Source organism: Humidesulfovibrio sp. (assembly GCF_030689645.1).
Taxonomy (GTDB): Bacteria; Desulfobacterota; Desulfovibrionia; order Desulfovibrionales; family Desulfovibrionaceae; genus Humidesulfovibrio.
The window spans coordinates 1-19,992 of the sequence record NZ_JAUYFU010000020.1 but is presented as its reverse complement, the minus strand read 5'-3'; the positions used below and the strand labels follow the sequence as shown (position 1 = coordinate 19,992).

The 19,992-nt window shown below is 64.6% G+C and carries 13 protein-coding genes; 9 read left to right on the top strand and 4 right to left on the bottom strand.

The window, feature by feature from the left end:
- Positions 1–6: 6 nt before the first annotated feature.
- The 9 genes from rfbC to Q8O35_RS02550 all read left to right on the top strand — a co-directional run bounded on the left by rfbC (position 7) and on the right by Q8O35_RS02550 (position 9,542).
- Positions 7–567, top strand: coding sequence for a dTDP-4-dehydrorhamnose 3,5-epimerase (rfbC, locus tag Q8O35_RS02590; RefSeq protein WP_305570276.1), 561 nt, complete (start codon positions 7–9; stop codon positions 565–567).
- Positions 567–1,793, top strand: a complete 1,227-nt coding sequence (locus Q8O35_RS02585; protein WP_305570274.1) for a class I SAM-dependent methyltransferase — start codon at positions 567–569, stop codon at positions 1,791–1,793. Before rfbC ends, Q8O35_RS02585 begins: the two co-directional genes overlap by 1 nt.
- On the top strand, positions 1,794–2,873 hold the full coding sequence (locus Q8O35_RS02580; RefSeq protein ID WP_305570272.1) for a glycosyltransferase family 9 protein: 1,080 nt from the start codon (positions 1,794–1,796) through the stop codon (positions 2,871–2,873). It abuts the gene before it with no gap.
- 80 nt (positions 2,874–2,953) lie between these two features.
- Entirely contained in the window at positions 2,954–4,237 is a 1,284-nt protein-coding gene (locus tag Q8O35_RS02575; RefSeq protein ID WP_305570270.1) for an NAD(P)/FAD-dependent oxidoreductase, read from the top strand.
- A gap of 137 nt (positions 4,238–4,374) precedes the next feature.
- Entirely contained in the window at positions 4,375–5,418 is a 1,044-nt protein-coding gene (locus Q8O35_RS02570; protein WP_305570268.1) for an N-acetylneuraminate synthase family protein, read from the top strand.
- Positions 5,408–6,562, top strand: coding sequence for a UDP-N-acetylglucosamine 2-epimerase (neuC, locus tag Q8O35_RS02565; protein ID WP_305570265.1), 1,155 nt, complete (start codon positions 5,408–5,410; stop codon positions 6,560–6,562). The genes Q8O35_RS02570 and neuC overlap by 11 nt, the downstream gene beginning before the upstream one ends.
- A 153-nt stretch (positions 6,563–6,715) precedes the next feature.
- The gene (locus Q8O35_RS02560) at positions 6,716–7,468 is read left to right on the top strand and encodes an ABC transporter substrate-binding protein (RefSeq protein WP_305570263.1); all 753 of its coding nucleotides are present in this window, start codon (positions 6,716–6,718) and stop codon (positions 7,466–7,468) included.
- On the top strand, positions 7,465–9,171 hold the full coding sequence (locus tag Q8O35_RS02555; RefSeq protein WP_305570261.1) for a histidine kinase dimerization/phosphoacceptor domain -containing protein: 1,707 nt from the start codon (positions 7,465–7,467) through the stop codon (positions 9,169–9,171). Before Q8O35_RS02560 ends, Q8O35_RS02555 begins: the two co-directional genes overlap by 4 nt.
- Positions 9,120–9,542, top strand: a complete 423-nt coding sequence (locus Q8O35_RS02550; protein ID WP_305570259.1) for a response regulator — start codon at positions 9,120–9,122, stop codon at positions 9,540–9,542. Before Q8O35_RS02555 ends, Q8O35_RS02550 begins: the two co-directional genes overlap by 52 nt.
- On the opposite strand, the gene Q8O35_RS02545 is transcribed toward Q8O35_RS02550, so the two are convergent.
- From Q8O35_RS02545 to Q8O35_RS02530, 4 genes are all read right to left on the bottom strand, one after another.
- The gene (locus tag Q8O35_RS02545) at positions 9,539–10,159 is read right to left on the bottom strand and encodes a two-component system response regulator (RefSeq protein WP_305570256.1); all 621 of its coding nucleotides are present in this window, start codon (positions 10,157–10,159) and stop codon (positions 9,539–9,541) included. The genes Q8O35_RS02550 and Q8O35_RS02545 overlap by 4 nt on opposite strands.
- 1 nt (position 10,160) lies before the next feature.
- Complete coding sequence (locus tag Q8O35_RS02540) at positions 10,161–16,451, bottom strand: PAS domain S-box protein (RefSeq protein WP_305570254.1); 6,291 nt, start codon at positions 16,449–16,451, stop codon at positions 10,161–10,163.
- Positions 16,452–16,639: 188 nt separating this feature from the next.
- Positions 16,640–18,019, bottom strand: a complete 1,380-nt coding sequence (locus tag Q8O35_RS02535) for a DUF2254 domain-containing protein (RefSeq protein ID WP_305570252.1) — start codon at positions 18,017–18,019, stop codon at positions 16,640–16,642.
- Positions 18,020–18,525: 506 nt separating this feature from the next.
- Complete coding sequence (locus tag Q8O35_RS02530) at positions 18,526–19,416, bottom strand: hypothetical protein (RefSeq protein WP_305570250.1); 891 nt, start codon at positions 19,414–19,416, stop codon at positions 18,526–18,528.
- Positions 19,417–19,992: the final 576 nt, after the last annotated feature.

Genomic DNA, 19,992 nt, shown 5'->3' with positions numbered 1-19,992 from the left:
CCGACCATGGCCAGCCTGACCCTGCACGCAACGCCCCTGGCCGGGCTCATGGTGGTGGAGACCACGCCCGTGGGCGACGCCCGCGGCTGCTTTGCGCGCCTGTTCTGCGCACGTGAGCTTGCGCCCCTGCGCCTGCCCGGGCCAATCGCCCAGGTCAACCACTCCTTCACTGCAGCCAAAGGCACGGTGCGCGGCATGCATTTTCAGCGCCCGCCCAAGGCCGAGGCCAAGCTCATCCGCTGCCTCAAGGGCCGCGTGCTGGATGTGGCCGTGGATCTGCGCAAGGGTTCGCCAACGTTCCTCAAATGGCATGCCGTAGAGCTTTCGCCAGAGAACCGCCTGGCCTTTTACCTGCCGCAGGGCTTTGCCCACGGGTTCCAGACCCTGGAGGCCGACTGCGAGCTTTTGTACCTGCACACGGAATTCTACAGCCCGGAGCACGAGGGGGGCATACGCTTTGACGACCCGGAGCTAGGCATCGCCTGGCCCCTGCCCGCAGCCGAGCCTTCGGCCCGCGACCGCGCCCACCCGCTTCTGGGCCCAGACTTCGCCCCACTGGAGACATGATGAACTGCCGCTTCTGCCATACGACACTTTCCCAGGTCTTTTTGGACCTGGGCGCCGCTCCGCCGTCCAACTCCTTCCTCAAGCCTGAGGAGCTGAACGGGCCTGAGGCCTACTATCCGCTGAAGCTCTTCGTCTGCCCGGACTGCTTCCTGGTGCAGGTGGACGAGGTCAAAAGCAGTACGGAAATATTCTCCAGCGAATACGTCTACTTTTCGTCCTTCTCGCGCACTTGGCTCGATCACGCCCGAGCCTACGTGGAATCCGCCCTGCCCAGGCTCGGCCTCGGCAAGGACTCCCTGGTCATGGAGATCGCCTCAAACGACGGCTACCTGCTGCAGTACGTGCGCAAGGCCGGAATTCCGGCCCTGGGCGTCGAGCCCACGGCCAGCACGGCGCGTGCGGCCCGGGAAAAGGGCGTGGACACCCTGGAGGAGTTTTTCGGCGTGGGCCTGGCCACCCGGCTCGCCAGCGAGGGCAGACAGGCCGATCTCATCATCGGCAACAACGTGCTGGCCCACGTCCCAGACCTGAACGACTTCGTTGGCGGGCTCGCCCTGGCGCTCAAGCCCGGCGGACTCATCAACATGGAGTTTCCGCACCTGTACCGGCTGGTGGAGTCTGCCCAGTTCGACACCGTGTACCACGAGCACTTCTCATATCTTTCCCTCACCACCGTGCGCCGCGTCTTCGCCGCCCACGGGCTCAACGTGTTCGATGTGGAGGAGCTTGCCACCCACGGCGGCAGTTTGCGCATCCACGCCCGGCGCGAGGCCGATCCCCTGGCGCAGGGCACCGAGCGCCTGAACGCTCTGCTGCGCATGGAGCAGGCGGCGGGCATGCAGAGCCCGGCCTACTACCAGGGCTTCCAGGAGCGCGTGGAGCGCATCAAGGCAGAACTGCTGGGATTTTTGGCCGAGCAGACCCTGGCTCGCAAGAAGGTCGCGGCCTATGGCGCGGCGGCCAAGGGCAACACGCTCCTGAACTTCTGCGGGGTCAAACCCGGCCAGGTGGCCTTCGTGTGCGACGCCAGCCCGCACAAACAAGGGCTGTTCCTGCCCGGCAGCCGCATCCCCGTGCTTGCCCCGGAGGCCATCCGCGAGCAGAAGCCGGACTTCGTGCTCATCCTGCCCTGGAACATCAAGGATGAATTAATGTCGCAGCTGGACTATATCCGCCAATGGGGAGGACGCTTCGTCACCCCCATTCCCAGCCCGGAGATTTTGTAGATGGCCAATCCGACCTCCTGCCGCATCGACGGCCTGGAGCGCCTGAACCCGAGGCGCATCCTCTGCTGCCAGCTGCGCCAGATAGGCGACGTGCTGCTGCTGACGCCGAGCATCCACATGCTCAAAAAGCGCTGGCCGGACGCCGCAATCGACGTGTTCACCGAGAAGAAATGCGCGCCCGCGCTGGAGAACAACCCGGAAGTCAACCACGTCTGGGCCATGGACCGCAAGATGGGCGTACTGGAGTCCCTGCGCTACTACCGCAAGGTGGGCACCGGCGGCGGCATGGGCCGCTACGATCTGGTCATCGACTTCCAGCAGCTGCCGCGCATCCGCTGGGTGCTGCTGTTCTCCGATGCGCCGGTGAAGCTCTCCTACCCGCCGCCCTGGTACAACCAACTCGTGTACACCCACTGGGCCAAGGTCTCCGGCCCATACGCCGCCAAGTGCAAGGCCGGGGTGCTCATGCACGCCTTCAATCTCCCCTGGGAGAACGATCCCCCGCGCATCCACCTGACCGACGCCGAAAGGGACCACGCCCGCGCAGAGCTGGCCGCCTGGGGCCTTAAGCCCGGCCAGCGCCTCGTCACCGTGGACGCGACCCACCGGCGCATCTGGCGGCTGTGGCCCGCCGGGCACTACGCCAAGCTCCTGGGCCTGGCTACCAAGCAGCGCCCGGACCTGCGCTTCCTGTTGCTCTACGGCCCCGGCGAGTTCGAAATGGTTGAGCAGGTGCGCGAAGCCGCCCTGGCCGCCGGCCTGCCGCCCGGGCAGCTCATGGTGCCCCCGCGCCTGACCACCCTGCGCGAGATGGCCGCCATCCTATCCCTGGCCGCGCTGCACCTGGGCAACTGCTCCTCGCCCCGGCACTTCGCCGTGGCCGTGGGCACCAAGACCCTCACGGTGCGCGGCTCCAGCAGCGACGCCTGGACCTTCCCCGGCCCTGGGCATGAGGACGTGGCCCTGGGCCTGCCCTGCCAGCCCTGCGGCGAAACAGGCTGCCCCCACGACCTCAAGTGCCTCACCGGGCTTACGCCCGAGGCGGTGCTGCCCCGGCTGCTGGCCATGCTGGAACCATAGGGCGGAGCAGCTTTTCACCGGGGGCTGGCCCCGGCACGCGAAACACGGCCGCGCAGAGTCCGCACCCTTGGGGAGGACAGATGCAGCATACCAAGCCACGCGTCATCATCGTCGGAGCCGGGTTCGCCGGAATCTTCGCCGCGCGCGAGCTGGCTGGCGGCCCCTGCGAAGTGCTCATCATCGACCGCAACAACGCCCATACCTTCATGCCCCTGCTCTACCAGGTGGCCACGGCAGCCGTGGAGTCGGAGCACATCGCCGCCCCGGTGCGCGGGATCATCCGCGCCCTGGGCCGCCGCGCCGCCAACCTGGACTTCCTCATGGCCGAGGTGCAGGCCGTGGACCTGGCGCAGCGCGTGCTCACGGCAGAAGGCCAAGACGGCAACATCCTGCGTCTGCCCTACGACTACCTGCTCCTGGCGCCCGGCAGCGTCACCAACACCTTCGGCGTGCCCGGGGCCGACGCTCACGCCTATTCGCTCAAAAACCTGGAGGAGGCCGTGCGCCTGCGCAACCACATTCTGCGCAGCTTCGAGGCCGCAGCCTGGACCGCGAACCCTGCGGAGCGCCTGAACCGCTTGTGCTTCATCGTGGTTGGCGGCGGGCCCACCGGCGTGGAGCTGGCAGGAGCCATGGCTGAACTCATGGCTGGAGCGCTGAAGCGCGACTTCCCGCGCCTGGGCCTGGACCGGCCCTGCGTGACCCTGCTGGAGGCGGGCGACGACCTGCTCCCCGGCTTCCCGGACAGCCTGCGCGCCTATGCCCGAAAAAAGCTCACGGCCCTTGGCGTGGACGTGCGCGTAAACGCCCAGGTAAGCAGCGTGGGCCCGCAGGGCGTGGAGCTCAAGGACGGGGCGTCCCTGCACGCCGCCACCACCGTCTGGACCGCCGGGGTCAAAGGCGAGCCCCTGGCCGCGCGCCTGGGAATGCCCCAGGCCCCCAACGGCCAGCTTCTGGCCCGGCCAAGCCTGCAAAGCCCGGAGCACGACCAAATCTTCCTGGCCGGAGACATCTGCCGCGCCGACCACCAGGGGCGGCCCCTGCCCATGTTCGCGCCGCCCGCCATTCAGGAAGGCCGCCACGCCGCGCATAACATCCTGCGACTCCTGCGCAAGCAGGAAGTCCGGCCTTTCCGCTATCTGGACAAGGGCATGATGGCCACCATCGGCAAAAGGGCGGCGGTGGCGCGCCTTGGTCCGCTCAAGCTCAAGGGCCTTCCGGCCTGGCTGCTCTGGCTGGCCATCCACCTGGCGTATCTCATCGGCTTCCGCAATCGGCTCTTCGTGCTGGCCAACTGGGCCGTGGACTACTTCCTGTCCGAGCGCGCGGTGCGGCTCATCACCCGGCGCAATCCGCTGGAGTAGCATCCACGCCGCGAGCCATCGAGTCGGCGCGCACCCCCTCCACACCGGCTTCCCCGCGCCGCCGCCCGCCTTGATTCTTCGCGCCCTTTTCTCTATCGTCCGCCCACGCTGACGCGAGTCATGAAAAGGAGCCAGCAATGCCCGAAATCACCCTGGCCGGACGCAAGATCGGACCGGACCACGCCCCCCTCGTCATCGCCGAAATCGGCATCAACCATGAGGGCGACTACGCCAAGGCTGAACGCATGGTGCGCGATGCCCATGCAGTCGGCTGCGAGTGCGTGAAGTTCCAGTGCCACGTGGTGGAGGACGAGATGAGCCCCCAGGCCAAGGCGGTCATCCCCGGCAACGCCGACGTGTCCATCTACGAGATCATGGACCGCTGCCAGCTCTCCGAGGCCGACGAGCGCAAGCTCATGGACCTGGTGCAGAGCCTGGGCATGATCTACCTGTCCACGCCCTTTTCCCGCGCCGCGGCAGACCGCCTGGAAGCCATGGGGGTGCCCGGCTACAAGATCGGCTCCGGCGAATGCAACAACTACCCGCTGGTGGACCACATCGCCAGCTTCGGCAAACCGGTGATTCTCTCCACAGGCATGAACAGCATGGAGAGCGTGGCCAAGAGCGTGGACATCCTGCGCAGGCGCGGCGTGCCCTTCGGCCTCATGCACACCACCAGCATGTACCCCACCCCGCCGGAGAAGGTCCGCCTGGGGGCCATGGTGCAGCTCATGGAGGCCTTCCCCGACGCCGTGGTGGGCCTTTCCGACCACACGCTGACCATCTACCCCTGCCTTGGCGCGGCGGCCCTGGGCGCCACCATGCTGGAGCGGCACTTCACATCCGACAAAGCCTGGCCCGGACCGGACGTGTCTTTGTCCATGGACCCGCAGGAGATGAAGGAGCTCATCCAAGGCTCGGCCATCATCCACAAGGCCCTGGGCGGCACAAAAGGCGTGCTGCCCGAGGAGCAGGTGACCATCGACTTCGCTTACGCCTCCTGCGTCACCATCGGCGCGATCAAGAAGGGCGAGGCCTTCAGCAAGGCGAATTTGTGGGTCAAGCGCCCCGGCACCGGAAAGATCCTGGCCGAACACTTCGAAAGCCTGCTGGGCAAGACGGCCAGCCAGGACATCGACGTGAACACGCAGATCGACTGGGACATGGTCCATGACCGCTAAACGGCGCATACTCTTCATCACCGGGACTCGGGCGGATTTCGGCAAGCTGAAGCCGCTGATGCGTGCGGTGGAGACCAGCGCAGACATGGAGTGCCACATCTTCGTCACCGGGATGCACCTGCTGGCGCGCTATGGCTACACCTACCGCCAGGTGGAGCGCGAAGGCTTCTCCAATGTCTTCACCGCCATGAACCAGGTGGGCGGCGAGGCCATGGACCTGGTGCTGGCGAACACGGTGGAGGCGCTGGGCAAATATGTGGCCGAAGATCCGCCCGACATGATCGTGGTGCACGGCGACCGCCTGGAGACCCTGGCCGGGGCCATCGTGGGCGCCTTCCGCAACATCCTGGTGGCCCATGTGGAGGGCGGCGAGCGAAGCGGCACCATCGACGAGATGATCCGCCACAGCGTGACCAAGCTGGCCCATTTGCACTTCGTGGCCAATGAAGAGGCGCGCGGACGCCTGCTCCAGATGGGCGAACACCCTGACGCGGTCTTCGTCATCGGCTCGCCGGACATCGACATCATGCTCTCGCCAGACCTGCCGGACCTGGACGCCGTGCGCGAACGCTATGACATCCGGTTCCCGCAGTACGCCGTTGCCCTCTACCATCCGGTGACCACCGAGCCGGCGACACAGGTGGAGCGCGCGCAGGCCTTCGCCCTGGCCCTGCAGGACTCCTTGCTGGACTTTGTCGTCATCTCGCCGAACAACGACGCAGGCAGCGAGCATATCCACAAGGCCTACGAGGCCCTGAAGGGCAACTCGCGTTTTCGGCTTTTCCCGTCCATGCGCTTTGAGTTCTTCCTGCAACTGATGCGCAACGCGCGTTTCATCATCGGCAACTCCAGCGCAGGCATCCGCGAGGCCCCCATCTATGGCGTGCGCACCATCAATGTGGGGTCGCGGCAAAAGGGCCGGTTCCTGCACGAGTCAATCCACAACGTGCCGGAGAACCGCAAAGCCATGCTGGAATCCATCCGGCAGTGCTGGAGCATGGAAAGCTGCGCGCCCTGCTTCCATTTCGGGCAAGGCAACAGCGTGGAGCAGTTCATGCGGTGCCTGGAGCGGCAGGAGTTATGGAACCTCCCCAGGCAGAAACATTTTCAGGACATCTGCGCAGCGCCTGCCCCCAAAGCCTAGATGCGGCCCGCGAACTTCCCATGCGATGACGCTCGCCAAGGATATTTGGCGACGATGTACGGGCGCAAACGAATGACACGAGGCATTTAGACGAGCGCCCTCTTTTCAAACACAACGCTTGCCCTCTGCTGCACGAAAGGGCTAATGTGGCACATGGTCAGTAAAGATACTTATTGCAAGCGAGTGCTTGGCACTCTCGTCTGCCTGCTGCTGGCGGCATTCCCTGCGCATGCGGCCCAGGCCCGCCCGCTGGTTTTGAACACCGACGGCGCCCCGCCCCATTCCGGGCCAAACGGCACAGGCTTCGAGGACCGCATCGTGGCCGAGGCCTTCCGGCGCATCGGCGTGGAAGTAAAGCTGATCATCCTGCCGTCCGAGCGCTGCCTGCAAAACGCCAACGCCGGCATCGACGATGGCAACTACACCCGCATCGCAGGACTCCCTCTTGCCCAATATCCAAATCTGATCATGGTGCCTGAGCCTGTAAGCGAGCTCATCTTCACGGTGTTCACCCGCTCGCCGGATTTCAACGCCACCACCTGGGCCGACCTGCAAGGCCGGCACGTGGGCGTCGTCAACGGCTGGAAGATTGTGGAGATGAACCTTAGGAACGGGCAACACCTGCAACGCGTCCGCGATGAGGAGGCCACCTTCGCGCTGCTCGACAAGGGCCGCGTCGAGGCCATCGTGGGCGGTCTTTACACCGGGCGCGAGATCATCCGCACTCACGGCTACCAGGGCATGCGCGCCCTGAGCCCGCCCTTGGCCACCGAGCCCATGTATCTTTATCTGAACAAGCGCCACGCCGCCCTGGTTCCAAAGCTGGCGGAAGCCCTGCGCAGCATGCGCCGGGACGGCACCCAGCAGCGCATCACCAAGGCCGTGATGGACGGGGCCCGACAGTGAGCGTCCCAAGCTTCACCGTCACCTCGCCCCTGACGATGCGCCTGCTGCGGCGCTTGCTGCTGCTCTCCGTTGCCCTTATCCTTATCATCGCCGGGCTCCGCGCAGCCTGGGAATATCGCCAGAAGCTGGCTGAAGCAGACCAGCACCTGAGCACCATCAAGAGCGCAGAGCTCAAGTCCCTCGCCAACAGCCTCTGGGAGGTCAACACCGAGCAGCTCGCCCTGCAGCTTGAGGGCATGATCAATATCCCAGGGATCAATTACGCCGCCGTGGTCGACGAAGACAAGGTTGTGGTGGAGCGGGGCCAGAGCAAAACCAAAGATGTGCTGGTGCACGAGGCAGCCCTGGTGCGGCAGCACGATGGACGCCCGGTGCGCCTTGGCTCCCTGCGGATCCAGATCGACCTGGGCCTGGCCCGCAGCCAAGCCTTGCGCGCCGCCCTGATCTCTCTGGGGTTCGACACCGGCATGGTGGCGCTGGTTTCCCTGGCCATCTTCCTGCTCACACGCAACATGATTTCCCAGCACCTGACCGCCCTGGCCCGGCACTTCCAGTCCACGCGCATCAGCCCCAAGGAAAGCAACATGCGGGAGCTCCGCCTGGACAAAAAATGGGCGGGCGACGAGTTGGACATCCTGTGCATGGCCGTAAACCACATGCAGCAGGATCTCGCCAGCACCTACACCCAGGCCCTTGCTTCCGACCAGGAGGCCAGGAGCCAGGCGCGTTTCCCGGAGGAGAACCCGAACCCCGTGCTGCGCGTGGGGCCAGACGGCCTGTTGCGCTTCGCAAACAAGGCCAGCCGAAACGTTCTTACGGAGCAGCAGTGCGTTCACGGCTTGCCCTTACCGGAGCCCTACGGGGCCAACATTCTGGCGGCCCTTTCCTCAAAGGCCATGGTGGAGTTCGAAGTCGCGCACGATGGCCGCACCTTTGCTTTCGTGACCCGGCTCGTCCCCCCCGAGGGCTATGTGAATCTTTACGGCATGGACATCACTCTTCGCAAAGAGGCCATGGACGTGGTCAAGCGCTCCCTGGCGGAAAAGGAAATCCTGCTGAAGGAGATCCACCACCGGGTCAAAAACAACCTGCAGATCATCTCCAGCCTGCTGTTCCTGCAAATGGAGTACGTGAGCCTGCCCCAGGACAAGGAGCTGTTCACCGAAAGCCAGAAGCGCATCCAGGCCATGGCCCTGGTGCATGAGGAGCTCTACGGCGCCCAGGACCTCTCCTCCGTGGACATGCGCCAGTATGTGCCCCGGCTTGTGGAGCGGGTGCTTACCAGCGCGGACATCCCGGTGCAGCTCAACTGCCAGGTGGACAAAATACTCCTGCCTGTGACGCGGTCAATTCCCTGCGGACTCATCCTGAACGAGTTGGTGATGAACGCCGTGAAGCATGCCTTCCGGCTCGGCAACTCCGCACAAGCCGAGGGCCGCCTGCGCGTTTCGCTGCTGTGCGAAGGGGTGCTGCTGGTCCTTGAGGTGGAGGACAACGGCCCGGGCCTGCCCGAAGGGTTTGACATCACTGAAACCCCGACCTTGGGCATGACCCTGGTGTCCAGCCTCTCAGAGCAGCTTGCCGGTCAGATAAGCGCGCACAGCACCCCCGCAGGGGCCCTGTTCCGGCTGGAGATGCCCTTGGGAGATGCATGCCTGACGGCTTCGCAGCCTCCGAACGCGCAGGCGGAGGAGAGATCCTGAACAGTCTCGCCGTGCTGATTGTGGAGGACGAGCGCATCATCGCCCTGGCCCTGGCAAGCATGCTGCGGGGGCTTGGGCATCGCGTCGTCAGCTGTGTGCCCTCGGGCGAGGAGGCCCTGGCCGCCCTGGACAGCCAAAGGCCGGACCTGGTGCTGCTGGACATCCACCTGGAAGGGGAGCTGGACGGCATCGCCACGGCCCAGGCCATACAAGACCGCCAGGGGCCGCCTGTGGCCTTCACCTCCGCCTACACCGACGCGGCGACGCAGGAGCGGGCCCTGGCCCTCGGCCCGCTGGCCTTCCTGCCCAAGCCCCTGGGCCCGCACGACATCAAGAACCTTGTGGCCGAACTGGCCCGCCTGTCCGGCTAGACAGCGGCCTCGCCGCAAGCGGCCAAAAGCCCGGGGCGCTCGTCCTCGTTCTCCATAAAGGCCAAGGCCACCGAGCGAAACTCCTCGTGCATGGTCAAAAACAAATCGGTCAGGTCAGGATCGAACTGGCTGCCCCGGCCCTCCATGGCCGCCTGCTGGGTGAGGATGAGCTCCTGGGTGCGCTCGCGCACCTTCTCCTCTAGCAATTCGTTCTGATGCGCCAGTTCGCGCCGGGCCAGCAGCAGAGAAAGGTGGGTGGCAACGCGGGCGCGCACCTCCTCCAGCTCAATGGGCTGGGACACGTAGTCCACCGCGCCCAGGCGAAACCCGCGCGCCTTGCTCCCCACATCGGAAAGGGCTGTAAGAAAGACCACCGGAATATCCGCCCAGGCCGGGTATTCCTTGAGCCTGCGCAACACTTCATAGCCATCCATGCCCGGCATCATCACGTCCAGCAGAATGAGATCCGGCGGAGAGTCGGCCACGGCCTCAAGGGCGGTGCGGCCATTGGTGGCCACGGCCACCTCGTACTCGTCGGCAAAGGCTTCAGTCAGTATGCTCAGGTTAATCTCGGCGTCGTCCACCACAAGAATCACGCATTCCGGCAAGGACCTCACGTCAGACGCCCTCCTTCAGGGAATTCAGCATCGCCTCGGCCCCTGCCAGCGCCTCGGCATACTGAAAATGCCCGGCAAAGGCGGCGATGGCCTCCACCGCTGCGGCATCAGATCGCGCCCAGCTCAGGGCGCGCAAGGCGCGCAACGCGACCGCACAGGCCCTGGGCCTGCGGGACCGCAGGGCCAGAATCAGGGACTCCAGGGCTGCGCGGCGTTCTGCCGGGGCCGAAGGCTCTGCCGTCGGCAAAACCGCATCCGGCGGAGTCGCGGTTCCGGCATCCAGCGTTTGCAGGGCGGACAAAAGGGCGGACAAGGCCTGCCCCACGCCAGCGCACAGATCCAGAAGCGAAGCCTCGTCCGCGCCCTCGGCCAGGGCGCGCTCCAGCGCTGTTGCAGCGGGAATTACTGCCCGCGCGCCAAGATTGGCGGCCACGCCGCGCAGGCTGTGGGTAAGGAACCGGGCTCCCACAAGGTCCCCGGCCTGGACCGCCTGGCGCAGCTGCGCCGGACAGTCGGCATACTGGACGGAGAAGTGCCTCAGAAGATCGCGATACAGCTCCGCGTCCCCGCCCAGACGGTCCAGGGCGTCGCCAACATCCACGTCCGGCAGCCTCTCAACAAGACGGGCCGCCAAAAAATCTGCCGCTGGGGCCTCCGCAGCCGCCTCCCCAAGAACAGGCGAAGACTCCTCGCCGCCCGGTTCAATGCTCCGCACGTGCCTGGCAAGGGCCCTATACAGCGTCAGGGGATCGATGGGCTTGGTCACATGGTCGCACATGCCTGCGGCGTGGGTGCGCTCCCGGTCCGAGGCCAGGGCGTGGGCCGTCATGGCGATGACCGGCAAGGCGCGCAGCGCCTCGTTCTCTCGCATGCGCCGGGTGGCTTCGAAGCCGTCCATGCCAGGCATTTGAATATCCATGAGCACAACGTCGAAGGGCTGCACAGCCAGGAGCGCCAACGCCGTCTCGCCATCGCTCGCCAAGGTCACCGCCACGCCCACGCGCTCCAAAATCCCCTGCCCCACCTGCTGGTTGATCTCGTTGTCCTCCACCAAGAGCACGCGCAAACCCTTCAAAGCCGACCAAGCGCCGGGGTCCAGGGGCAACGCCGCCAGAGAAGGGGTCACAGCCTTGCCGCCGAAGACCTCCACCAGGGTGTTGAGCAGAAGCGACTGCCCCACAGGCTTCATGAGCAGCGCGCTGGCCAGGCCGCTCTCCGGCAGGCGGGCCAAAGCCTCGCGGTCATGGGCCGTCAGCATGACCACGGCGGGCTGTGGAGAAATCCCGGCATCCTCGCGCATGCGCCGCGCCGTTTCCACTCCGTCCATGCCCGGCATGCGCCAGTCCAGCAGAACCAGCTCAAACGGCTTGCCGCCAGGGGCCTTGGCCGCTTCGGCAAGCAGAGCCAAAGCCTCCTTCCCGCCTGAGGCCAATTCCGTCTGCAGGCCCAGGCGGCGCAGCCCAGCGGCCATTATCTCACGAGCCGAGCGGCTGTCGTCCACCACCAGCACGCGCCTGCCCGCCAATGATTGCGGCGCGGCCACGCGGCCCTGCTCCGCCGCCAGGGGCAGGGTGAGTTCAAAGCGGAACTCGCTGCCCTGGCCCGGCTGGCTGGTCACTGTGATGTCGCCGCCCATGAGCTCCACCAGCCTGCGCGAGATGGACAGCCCGAGACCGGTGCCGCCAAAACGCCGCGTGGTTGACGCGTCGGCCTGGGTGAAGGCCTGAAAGAGATTGGCCTGCTGCTCCGGCGTCATGCCTATGCCCGTATCGCGCACGGCGAAGGCCAGCCGGGCCTGCTCCGGCGCTGGCGAGGGCAGCGAGGTCACGGCGATGCGCACCTCGCCCGCTTGGGTGAACTTCACGGCGTTGCCCGCGAGATTCACCAGCACCTGGCCCAGGCGCAGGGGGTCGCCCGTGAGCCTGCGAGGGACGTCGCCAGCCACATCGAGCAAAAGCTCCAGGCCCTTTTCGTGGGCCTTCACGGCCAACAGCCCGGCGAGGTCGTCCATCACAAGGTCAAGGTCGAAATCTACGGCCTCCACCGTAAGCATGCCCGCCTCCACCTTGGAGAAGTCCAGAATGTCGTTCAGGATGCCCAGCAGCGAGCGCGCCGCGCGATCGATCTTGTTCAAATAGTCTCGCTGCTTTGGCGAAAGATCGGTGGTCAGCGCCAGGTGCGTCATGCCGATGACCGCGTTCATGGGCGTCCTGATCTCGTGGCTCATGTTGGCCAAAAACTCGCCCTTGGCGCGGCTTGCCGCCTCGGCCTGGGCGGCCAGGGCCTCTGCATGGGCGGTGGTGAGTTCAAGCTGCCTGCTGGCCTCAAGCACGCGCTCCTCCATGTTCTTGCGCAGGGTGATGTCGAGCATGAACCCGCTCCACACAGTCAAGGGCGTGCCTTCCAGCTTGCGCGGCAGGGACATGAGATGCACCCACTTCATCCTGCGGGACGGCGGGACGATGCGCACCTCGACGTTGAAGACGCCGCCCGTGGCCAAAGACACGCGGGCCGCATCCTGAAAGCGCGGGAGGTCCCCCGGCTCCACCCAGGGCTCGATGCCCAGGCGGCTGTCCAGCACAGCCGAAGGCTCCACCTCGAAGATCTCGCTGAAGCGAGGGCTCAGGTACTGGTACCAGCTCTCTCCGTTCTCATCCTGCACAAAGTCATACAGCACCAGGGGCGCGGTATCGGCGATGCGCTGGTGGCGCTCGGTGGCCTCGCGCAGGGCGGCCTCCATCTCCGTACGCTCGGTTATATTATAAAGCACGCAGTGGGTGCGCAGGAACCGGCCCGAGGTGTCGCGCTGCACACGCGCTTCCAACATGACGACAATGGTCCGGCCATCCTTGTGCCTCAGGCGCGATTCGCCGGCACTCTGCCCGGTGAACAAGAACTCGGAAAAGCTGCGGTCAAAACGCTCCGAGGACTCCGGGGCCAGAAAATCCCTGAAGCGGCGGCCCAAAAGCTCCTCACGGGAGTAACCCAGGAGAAACGTATACTGCTCGTTGACATCCACATAACAGCCGTTCTCGTCGAGAGACTGGTAGGCCACGGGCGAATTCTCGAACAGCATGCGGAAGCGGCTCTCGCTCTCGACCAAAGCCTGCTGGGCCAGCTTCTGTTCGGTGATGTCCGAGCAGAATCCGTCCATGTGCGTCACTTCGCCGCCGGCGCCGCGCACGGCGCGGATGCTTAAGGAGACCCAGCGCACCTCGCCGTTGCGCGTCCTTCGCTCCACCTCGTAGTTCAGCACTTCGCCCTTTTGGTCCAGAGCCTCCATGAGCCGTTGCCGGTCCGCCGGATTTCGGTAGATCTGCGTGGCGATGGAAGTGACGCTGCCCACCATCTCCGCCGGGCTGTCGTACCCGAAGATACTGGCGTAGTAGCGGTTCACCTCAAGGTAGCGGCCTTCCGGGGTGGAGCGGAAGATGCCCACGGGCGCGTGCTCGTAAAGATCGCGCAGTGTCTGCTCGCTCTGGCGCAAGGCCTCCTGACCCGCGCGGCGCTCGGTTATGTCGGAAAGAAAGCCGTGCCAGAGGGTGCCCCCGTCCGGCTCGCGCTGGGGCACGGCGTTGCCGGCCAGCCAACGCACCCCCCCGTCCGGAAAGCGCACGCGGTATTCCAATTGCCAGGGATTAAGGCTTTGTGCGCTCTCAAGGATGGACGCCTCAAGCAGGGGCAGGTCGTCGGGGTCGACAGCCCGGACCGCCATGGCGCTGCTCTGCCGCACGTCCTCAGGCTCCACGCGGTAGATCTCGCGGATGCCCTCGCTGACATAGGGGAAGCAGGCGGTGCCGTCAGGCCGGCGCAGATACTGAAACACCATGCCGGGCACGCGGCTGGCGATCTTGTGCAGACGCTCGGCCAGCTCGCGAGCCTCGTCCTCGGCCTTTTTGCGCTCTGTGATGTCGTAGAAGCTCAACAGCATTCCGCCGTCCAGCAGAATCCCGGAAACCACGACGATGCGCTCCTTTCCGTCCTTGCAGGTGACGCGGTACTCCTGGGCCTCGATGTCGGCTCCTGTCTCCATAGCCTTGGCGACGGCCCTGCGCCACTGGGCTATGGCCTGCTTGCGGTATGCCGGGTCAGGCTGAGCCAGGAGCGACCAGTCCTCAATGGTGGACAGTTCATCCCTGGAGTAGCCGAAAACCAGGAAGAAGCGGTCGTTCAGGTCCTGGATGCCGCCATCGCCGCCCAGATAGGCCATGGGCACGGTGGAGGAGCTGAAGAGTCTGCGGAAACGCGCCTCGCTCTCCCGCAGGGCCTGCTCCACCTCCTTGCGTTCGGTGATGTCCTCCTTCACGGCCAGGTAGTGGGTGATGTCCCCGGCCTGGTTGCGTATGGCCGAAACCGAGGTGAATTCCCAGTAAACCGCACCGTCCTTTCGACGATTCTTGAACTCGCCGCGCCACTCGCGCCCGGAGCTTATGGCCGTCCACATCTCGCGGTAGTCCTCGGAGGGCATGTCTCCAGACTTCAGGATGCGCGGGTTCTGGCCCAGGGCCTCCTCCGGCGTGTAGCCCGTGGTCTGCGTGAACTTGGGGTTCACATATTCGATGGTGCCCGCAAGATCGGTGATGACCACCGTCACCGGGCTCTGCTCCACGGCGCGGGATAGCTTGCGGGCGCGGTCCTCGCTTTGGCGCAGGGCGATTTCCCGCAGGAGTATGCCCTGGTCCGTGCGGCGCAATAGCACGAAGACGAGGGCGAACAGCAGGACCAGCAGGCCGCCCAGGCCTGCTCCGGCCAGCACCGTCAGACGCCGGAATTCAGCCTTGACCGCGCTGATGTCCTGCATGACCAGCATCCGGGCGTCGCCCCGGCCCACCACATCGGGAAGGGGGAAAGAGGACAGGATCCAGTCGCGGCCCATGGTTTTGACTTCAAGCATCGAGACTTCAGAATTTCCGACGCCCTTGAGGGCTGCAGTGACCTCGGGCGGCAAAAAGCCCATGGTGCTGTAGGACAGCACCTCGCGCTCCATGGTGTTCCAGTCGCTGTTGCGGTTGGAGCGGCGCATGCTCTCTTCCCAACGTCCCTGCTCAAGGTGGTCCTTGCGCACCAGCACGGCCAGCTCCGTGGTCTGCTCGCCGCGCATGGCATGGACCAAGTCCTCTATCTCCTTGCCGATCTCCATGTAGCCCACGCAGGCTCCGCGCCAATACACGGGCTGCACGGCGCGCAGGGTGTAGGAGCCCATTCGCCCAAGCTCGATGCCAGCAACGGCCTGCCCGGTGCTTTGAGCCGTCTGAAAGACCTTGCGGTCAATGCGGTCGCCGCGGATCGCCTTCGCGTGCATGCGCAAAATGCAGGTTCCGTCCAAGCTGATGAAATACATATGCGTGAAGCCGTGCTCATGGAGCAGATTGCTGTAGAGCTGCTCATGCATGGCCCACAGGGCTTCCGCGTCCTGCGCCTTCAGAAGCGGCGGCAGCGTCTTGGCCTCGGCGTACACGATGCCGCCCAGAATCGCCCGCAGGTGCGCCCCCTGCAGAAGCATGGTTCTCTGGAAGGCCTGGGAGAGGTCGTGCACGTTCTGCTGTATGGATTCGCGCATGCGTTCATGCTCGCGATAGCGCAACAGGGCGCCAAAGCCCACCACCAGCACCACAACCATGAGCAGCACCGGGGGCAGCAGCAGCCACATGACAGGCCGCGCCCTGGGCACCCCCCCCTCGGAAGCGCCGAGCAGCCAAAGCACCAGACCCAATCCCAGCACCAGCATGCCCAAGGGCAGGGCCATGCGCCCGGCGCGCTCCATGGACCAGTTTTCCGCGTCCAGGTGCAACCCAAGGGCCAGGGACATGGAGCCAGCTCCGGCCAGGGGCATGTACACCCCCACCCGTTGTCGGCCATCCTCGTCCAATGGGCCGATGACGCTGGCCTGCCCGCTGGAAAAGGCCAGAGCCAGGGCCTCGTTGTCTTTCTCGGCCAGAGGCGCGACGCTGCGGGACGAAAGGGGCTCTCCCCCCACGGACTGAGCCAGCAAGGCGGGCGCGCCCGTGGCCCACTGCCCCAGCAGCAGCACTCGGCTGCAGCCGGGCAGGGTGCGGCGGATGGTATCGAGCTGAAGGTGGAGTAGACCGGGCTCTCTGGGGGCAGGGGCTGCGGGACTCAGATTCAGCGCGGCGAGGTGGTCGCGGGAGATAAGCTGGGAGACGAGCTTGGCGGTGGCCAACTGCTCTTCGCGCATGTCTTTGTCCACGCGCAGGGCTAGCCACCAGGAGAACAGCGCCACGCCGACTGCCGAAAGGAGGAATATGGGTAAGCCAAGGCGACGCATGGCCATGGGAACCGCCCGGCAGTGAAGCCTTTTGCCGACTCCGGCGCCACGTGGACCGGCTGGGCTTGCAACACTGACCTTATCAGGATTGCTACTCCATATCCCTACGACGAACACAGCACAAGGGTTTCTCGTCTGGCTGCGCCGAAAGCGCGCCCAGCAACAACATCTGCGCCAGCCTCCCAGGCGGCTGTTCAGTTCTCCGAAGATCCCGAGGAACCTCCCAGGCCTTGGGAGTCAGCTATTCTGGCCAGGGCGAGATCCTCCGGGAATTCGTATTGCCGCTCCGCCGCCCGATCAAGAAGCTCCAGTTCAATAAGCAGCGCGGGATGCCGATGTTCTGGCAGGGATTGCTGCAGATTCTCTATCACAGCACGCAAGCGGCGGACCACCTGCAGATTGCCGATGCCGCAATGGCGTATCTCCCTGAAGGTGATGTGCACGAAGTCCTCCCAGTTCGGGGTGCGGAAGATCAGCCGGGGTCGCCCGGCGCTGTCCAGCATTTCCTGACCGTGGAGGGAGCGCTCGCCCACCTGGCGCAGCAGACGATGCAGCTGGTCGATGGCGAGCACAGCCGTGGTGGGGTCATTGATCGCAGGCGACAGCGCCTTCAGGGAGATATCCACCGCGATGCGGAACGGAAACATCGGGTCCTGCTCGATGGTGCGCTCGGCGCCGAAAGCCACAAGCGTGCGCAACACGCTGGCGTCGATGGACTCTGCGTTGCCGTACACGCGGAACAGGGGCTCGTCCACGGCCACAAAGTCGCCGACCTGGGGGACAAGCTCGATGATGCTGTCGGCGCGTTGCGCCTCATGCACCAGCTTTTGCAGATTCACAGCAAGCACGATGGCGGATTGACCGGCATGGCTGATGGTGCGGTCAGCCGGCCCGCGCTCCACAGCCGGGGACATGGCGGCGGTCACGCCGCCTGCGCGCCAGGGCGGCAGCGGCATGCCGCGCTTTCCATAATGACCGTGCGGAGTGCGCACGTTGGTGGTCAGGTTGGGATAGATGTTCCGTATGGCCTGGATTCCCTGCTGGCCGACGCGGCCCACAAGACTCACCGGACGGAGCAGCTTCGCGCAATAGTCGATGAGCACGATGAAGGCGATGAGGCTGGCCACACCGAACATGCCGGCCAGAAAGACCTGTAGTTGCGGAACATTGGGGTCAAACCCAAGCTGCATCATCGCCCTGTTGGTCCATAGCAGGGTGAAGGCGAACAGCCCGACAATGGAGCGGATGACCTTGTCGCGGAGCAGCGTGGTGGCGATGATCCGCGGCGTGTACTGCCCGCCCGCCACCTGGATCGCCACCAGAAGCGAGCCGAAGGTGAACACCAGGCACGCCATGTTGATGGAGAATATGCGGTCAAGGAAAGCGTGCGCCTCTTCCCGGTTCAATCCGAAGAACGCCACCTTCAGGTCATAATAGCCCTGGTCCACCATCCAGCCGCCCAGCTTTTCCGCCAAACGCTTCAGCGTCGCCGCTGCAATCAAGGAGATGATCGGGACAACCCAGATCGAGGACCGGAGGTTGCTCATCATGCTGTACCATCGGTTCCAGGCCATATGGAGCTCCTTGGCGGGTGCAGAGGATGCACGATGCAAGACGGCCTTACGCGTCCCTCTCTCCGGCTGCGAAAACAAACCGGCAGTATCCCTAAGCGACGGGGCCAGGCTGAAAGAACAGGGGCGCGGCGAGTGTGCGCAGACCTTCATGGCGGGCCAAAACGTGCTTCTGACCTCATACGCACATCTACCGAAAAGTACTGGCAGGAGCAAGCGGGGGAGCTCAAGGCCAGCGGCTTCTCATTGGCACAGGCGGCGGCGGCAAAACAGGCGAGAGCAAAGCGCCGGGCAAAAAAAGCGGCCAGGGTTTCCCCTGACCGCCTGAATCTGCGTAGATATTCTAAATCGTCAGCGACCTGCTGCACGCTGGAGCAGCCGCCCCCGCTTGCTGCAACCTGGACCGGCCCCTAGCTTCCGATGGCGAAACCCATGCGGGCGGGGAAGTCCATCAGCGCCTGGATCACTCCTCGGTTTCAAGGCGGTTCCGCCCCGGCAGGGCCCCTGCGCTAGGCCACCTTTTTCTTGGGGGCCAGGGAGGCGTGCAAGGAGCTCCAGATGAAACCCTGGACGTCGATGAAGTCGCGCGGCTTGAGCTTGCCCCGGCGCTCCAACGCACCAGCCACATAATGAACAAAGGCGATGATGCTGGAGTAGCTTTTCCAGCTGGGATGCACCTCATATTTGATATCGTAGGAATAGGCCTTGGCGGCCTCGGTAATATAGCGGGGCTTCACAAAAGGATATTCCTCAGGCTTGAACAGGAACAGGGGATATGTCGCAACAGGCCATTTGCAGGCATCCAACTTATCCAGCGCTTCGGTGTACGCGTTGAACCTTTCCGAGATCTCCCCTGCGCCATGCAGCAACGAATAAAAACGCGTAGCGAACAGCTTTTGCGCTTCCGGCACACGCTTCAGCCCGTCCGCCAGCTTGATGACTTCAATGGCAAAAAGCAGGTTCGTTTTGGTGACAGGCCGCGTTGCACGGGCGCACACCTCGGCATAATCGCCCGCCTGGATCAGCGCATCAAGCTCCTCTTTGGAGCACAGGGCCCGCAAGGTGTCGGAGGCTTCAACCTTGTAGGTCCGCTCTTCCTTGAGATACTCAGGATCTTCAAAGCCGCCGTTCTTGAATTGCACCGCAAAATCATTCTCCATGACCGCAAAGGACTTGGCGCCCGAAAGGTCCGTGGCCGGAGTAACATTCTTCAGCAACGGATGATTATGCGGAGGAGAGAACGAAGCAAGGCTGGCGGAAGGCATTATCTTCACTCCGGAATACTCAAAGAGCACCCGCCAGTTCCCTCCGTCCCTCAGCTCCACGATTTTGCCCACGCCCCAGTCAGGCGCCTTCTCGTTCGTCACATACGATCCCACCAGGAGATTATTGTCGCTCATGATATATCCTTGCCCTGTTTCAGGGGATTGAGAGGGAGCGCCAGCAAGGGCTGCCCTCGGTAGTGCTTGTCGCTCATATTGCCGATGCGGACCAGGGGCGCTGCGGCCGGAAACCCTGGGCGGCAACGCCGGGCACTTCTGGCGCCTGAAGCCCTAGGGCCCAAGTGCAACCTTAAGCCTGCCAGCGCCGTCGTCATCAGCGTCCGGGCCTGGTTCAAGACGAACCCTTGCCATCCAACCATACGCCGGCGCGCTCCAAAAGCGAGACGCCAATCGCGCTTTGCCAGAAAGATCTCGCTTTTCTCGCCGACCCTGCTGCCATGCCCTCGTTTTCAGCCTCACCCGACTCGAAAGCCGGGAAGCCAAGAAAGCCGAATAAAGAGCACTCGCCGCAAATCCTCCAAAGATGGACCTGCGTTAAGCGCCAGGCCCGCCTTTCTCGCAGAAATGCAACTCGTGTCGGCCCACGGTAGACATGACCGGGAGATTAGCGCAAGCGCTAAAAGACACACCGACCCGGCAACCGCCAGCTTGGACAAAGGCGGTCTCATCTCCAGACGTGGTGGCGGCAGCCAC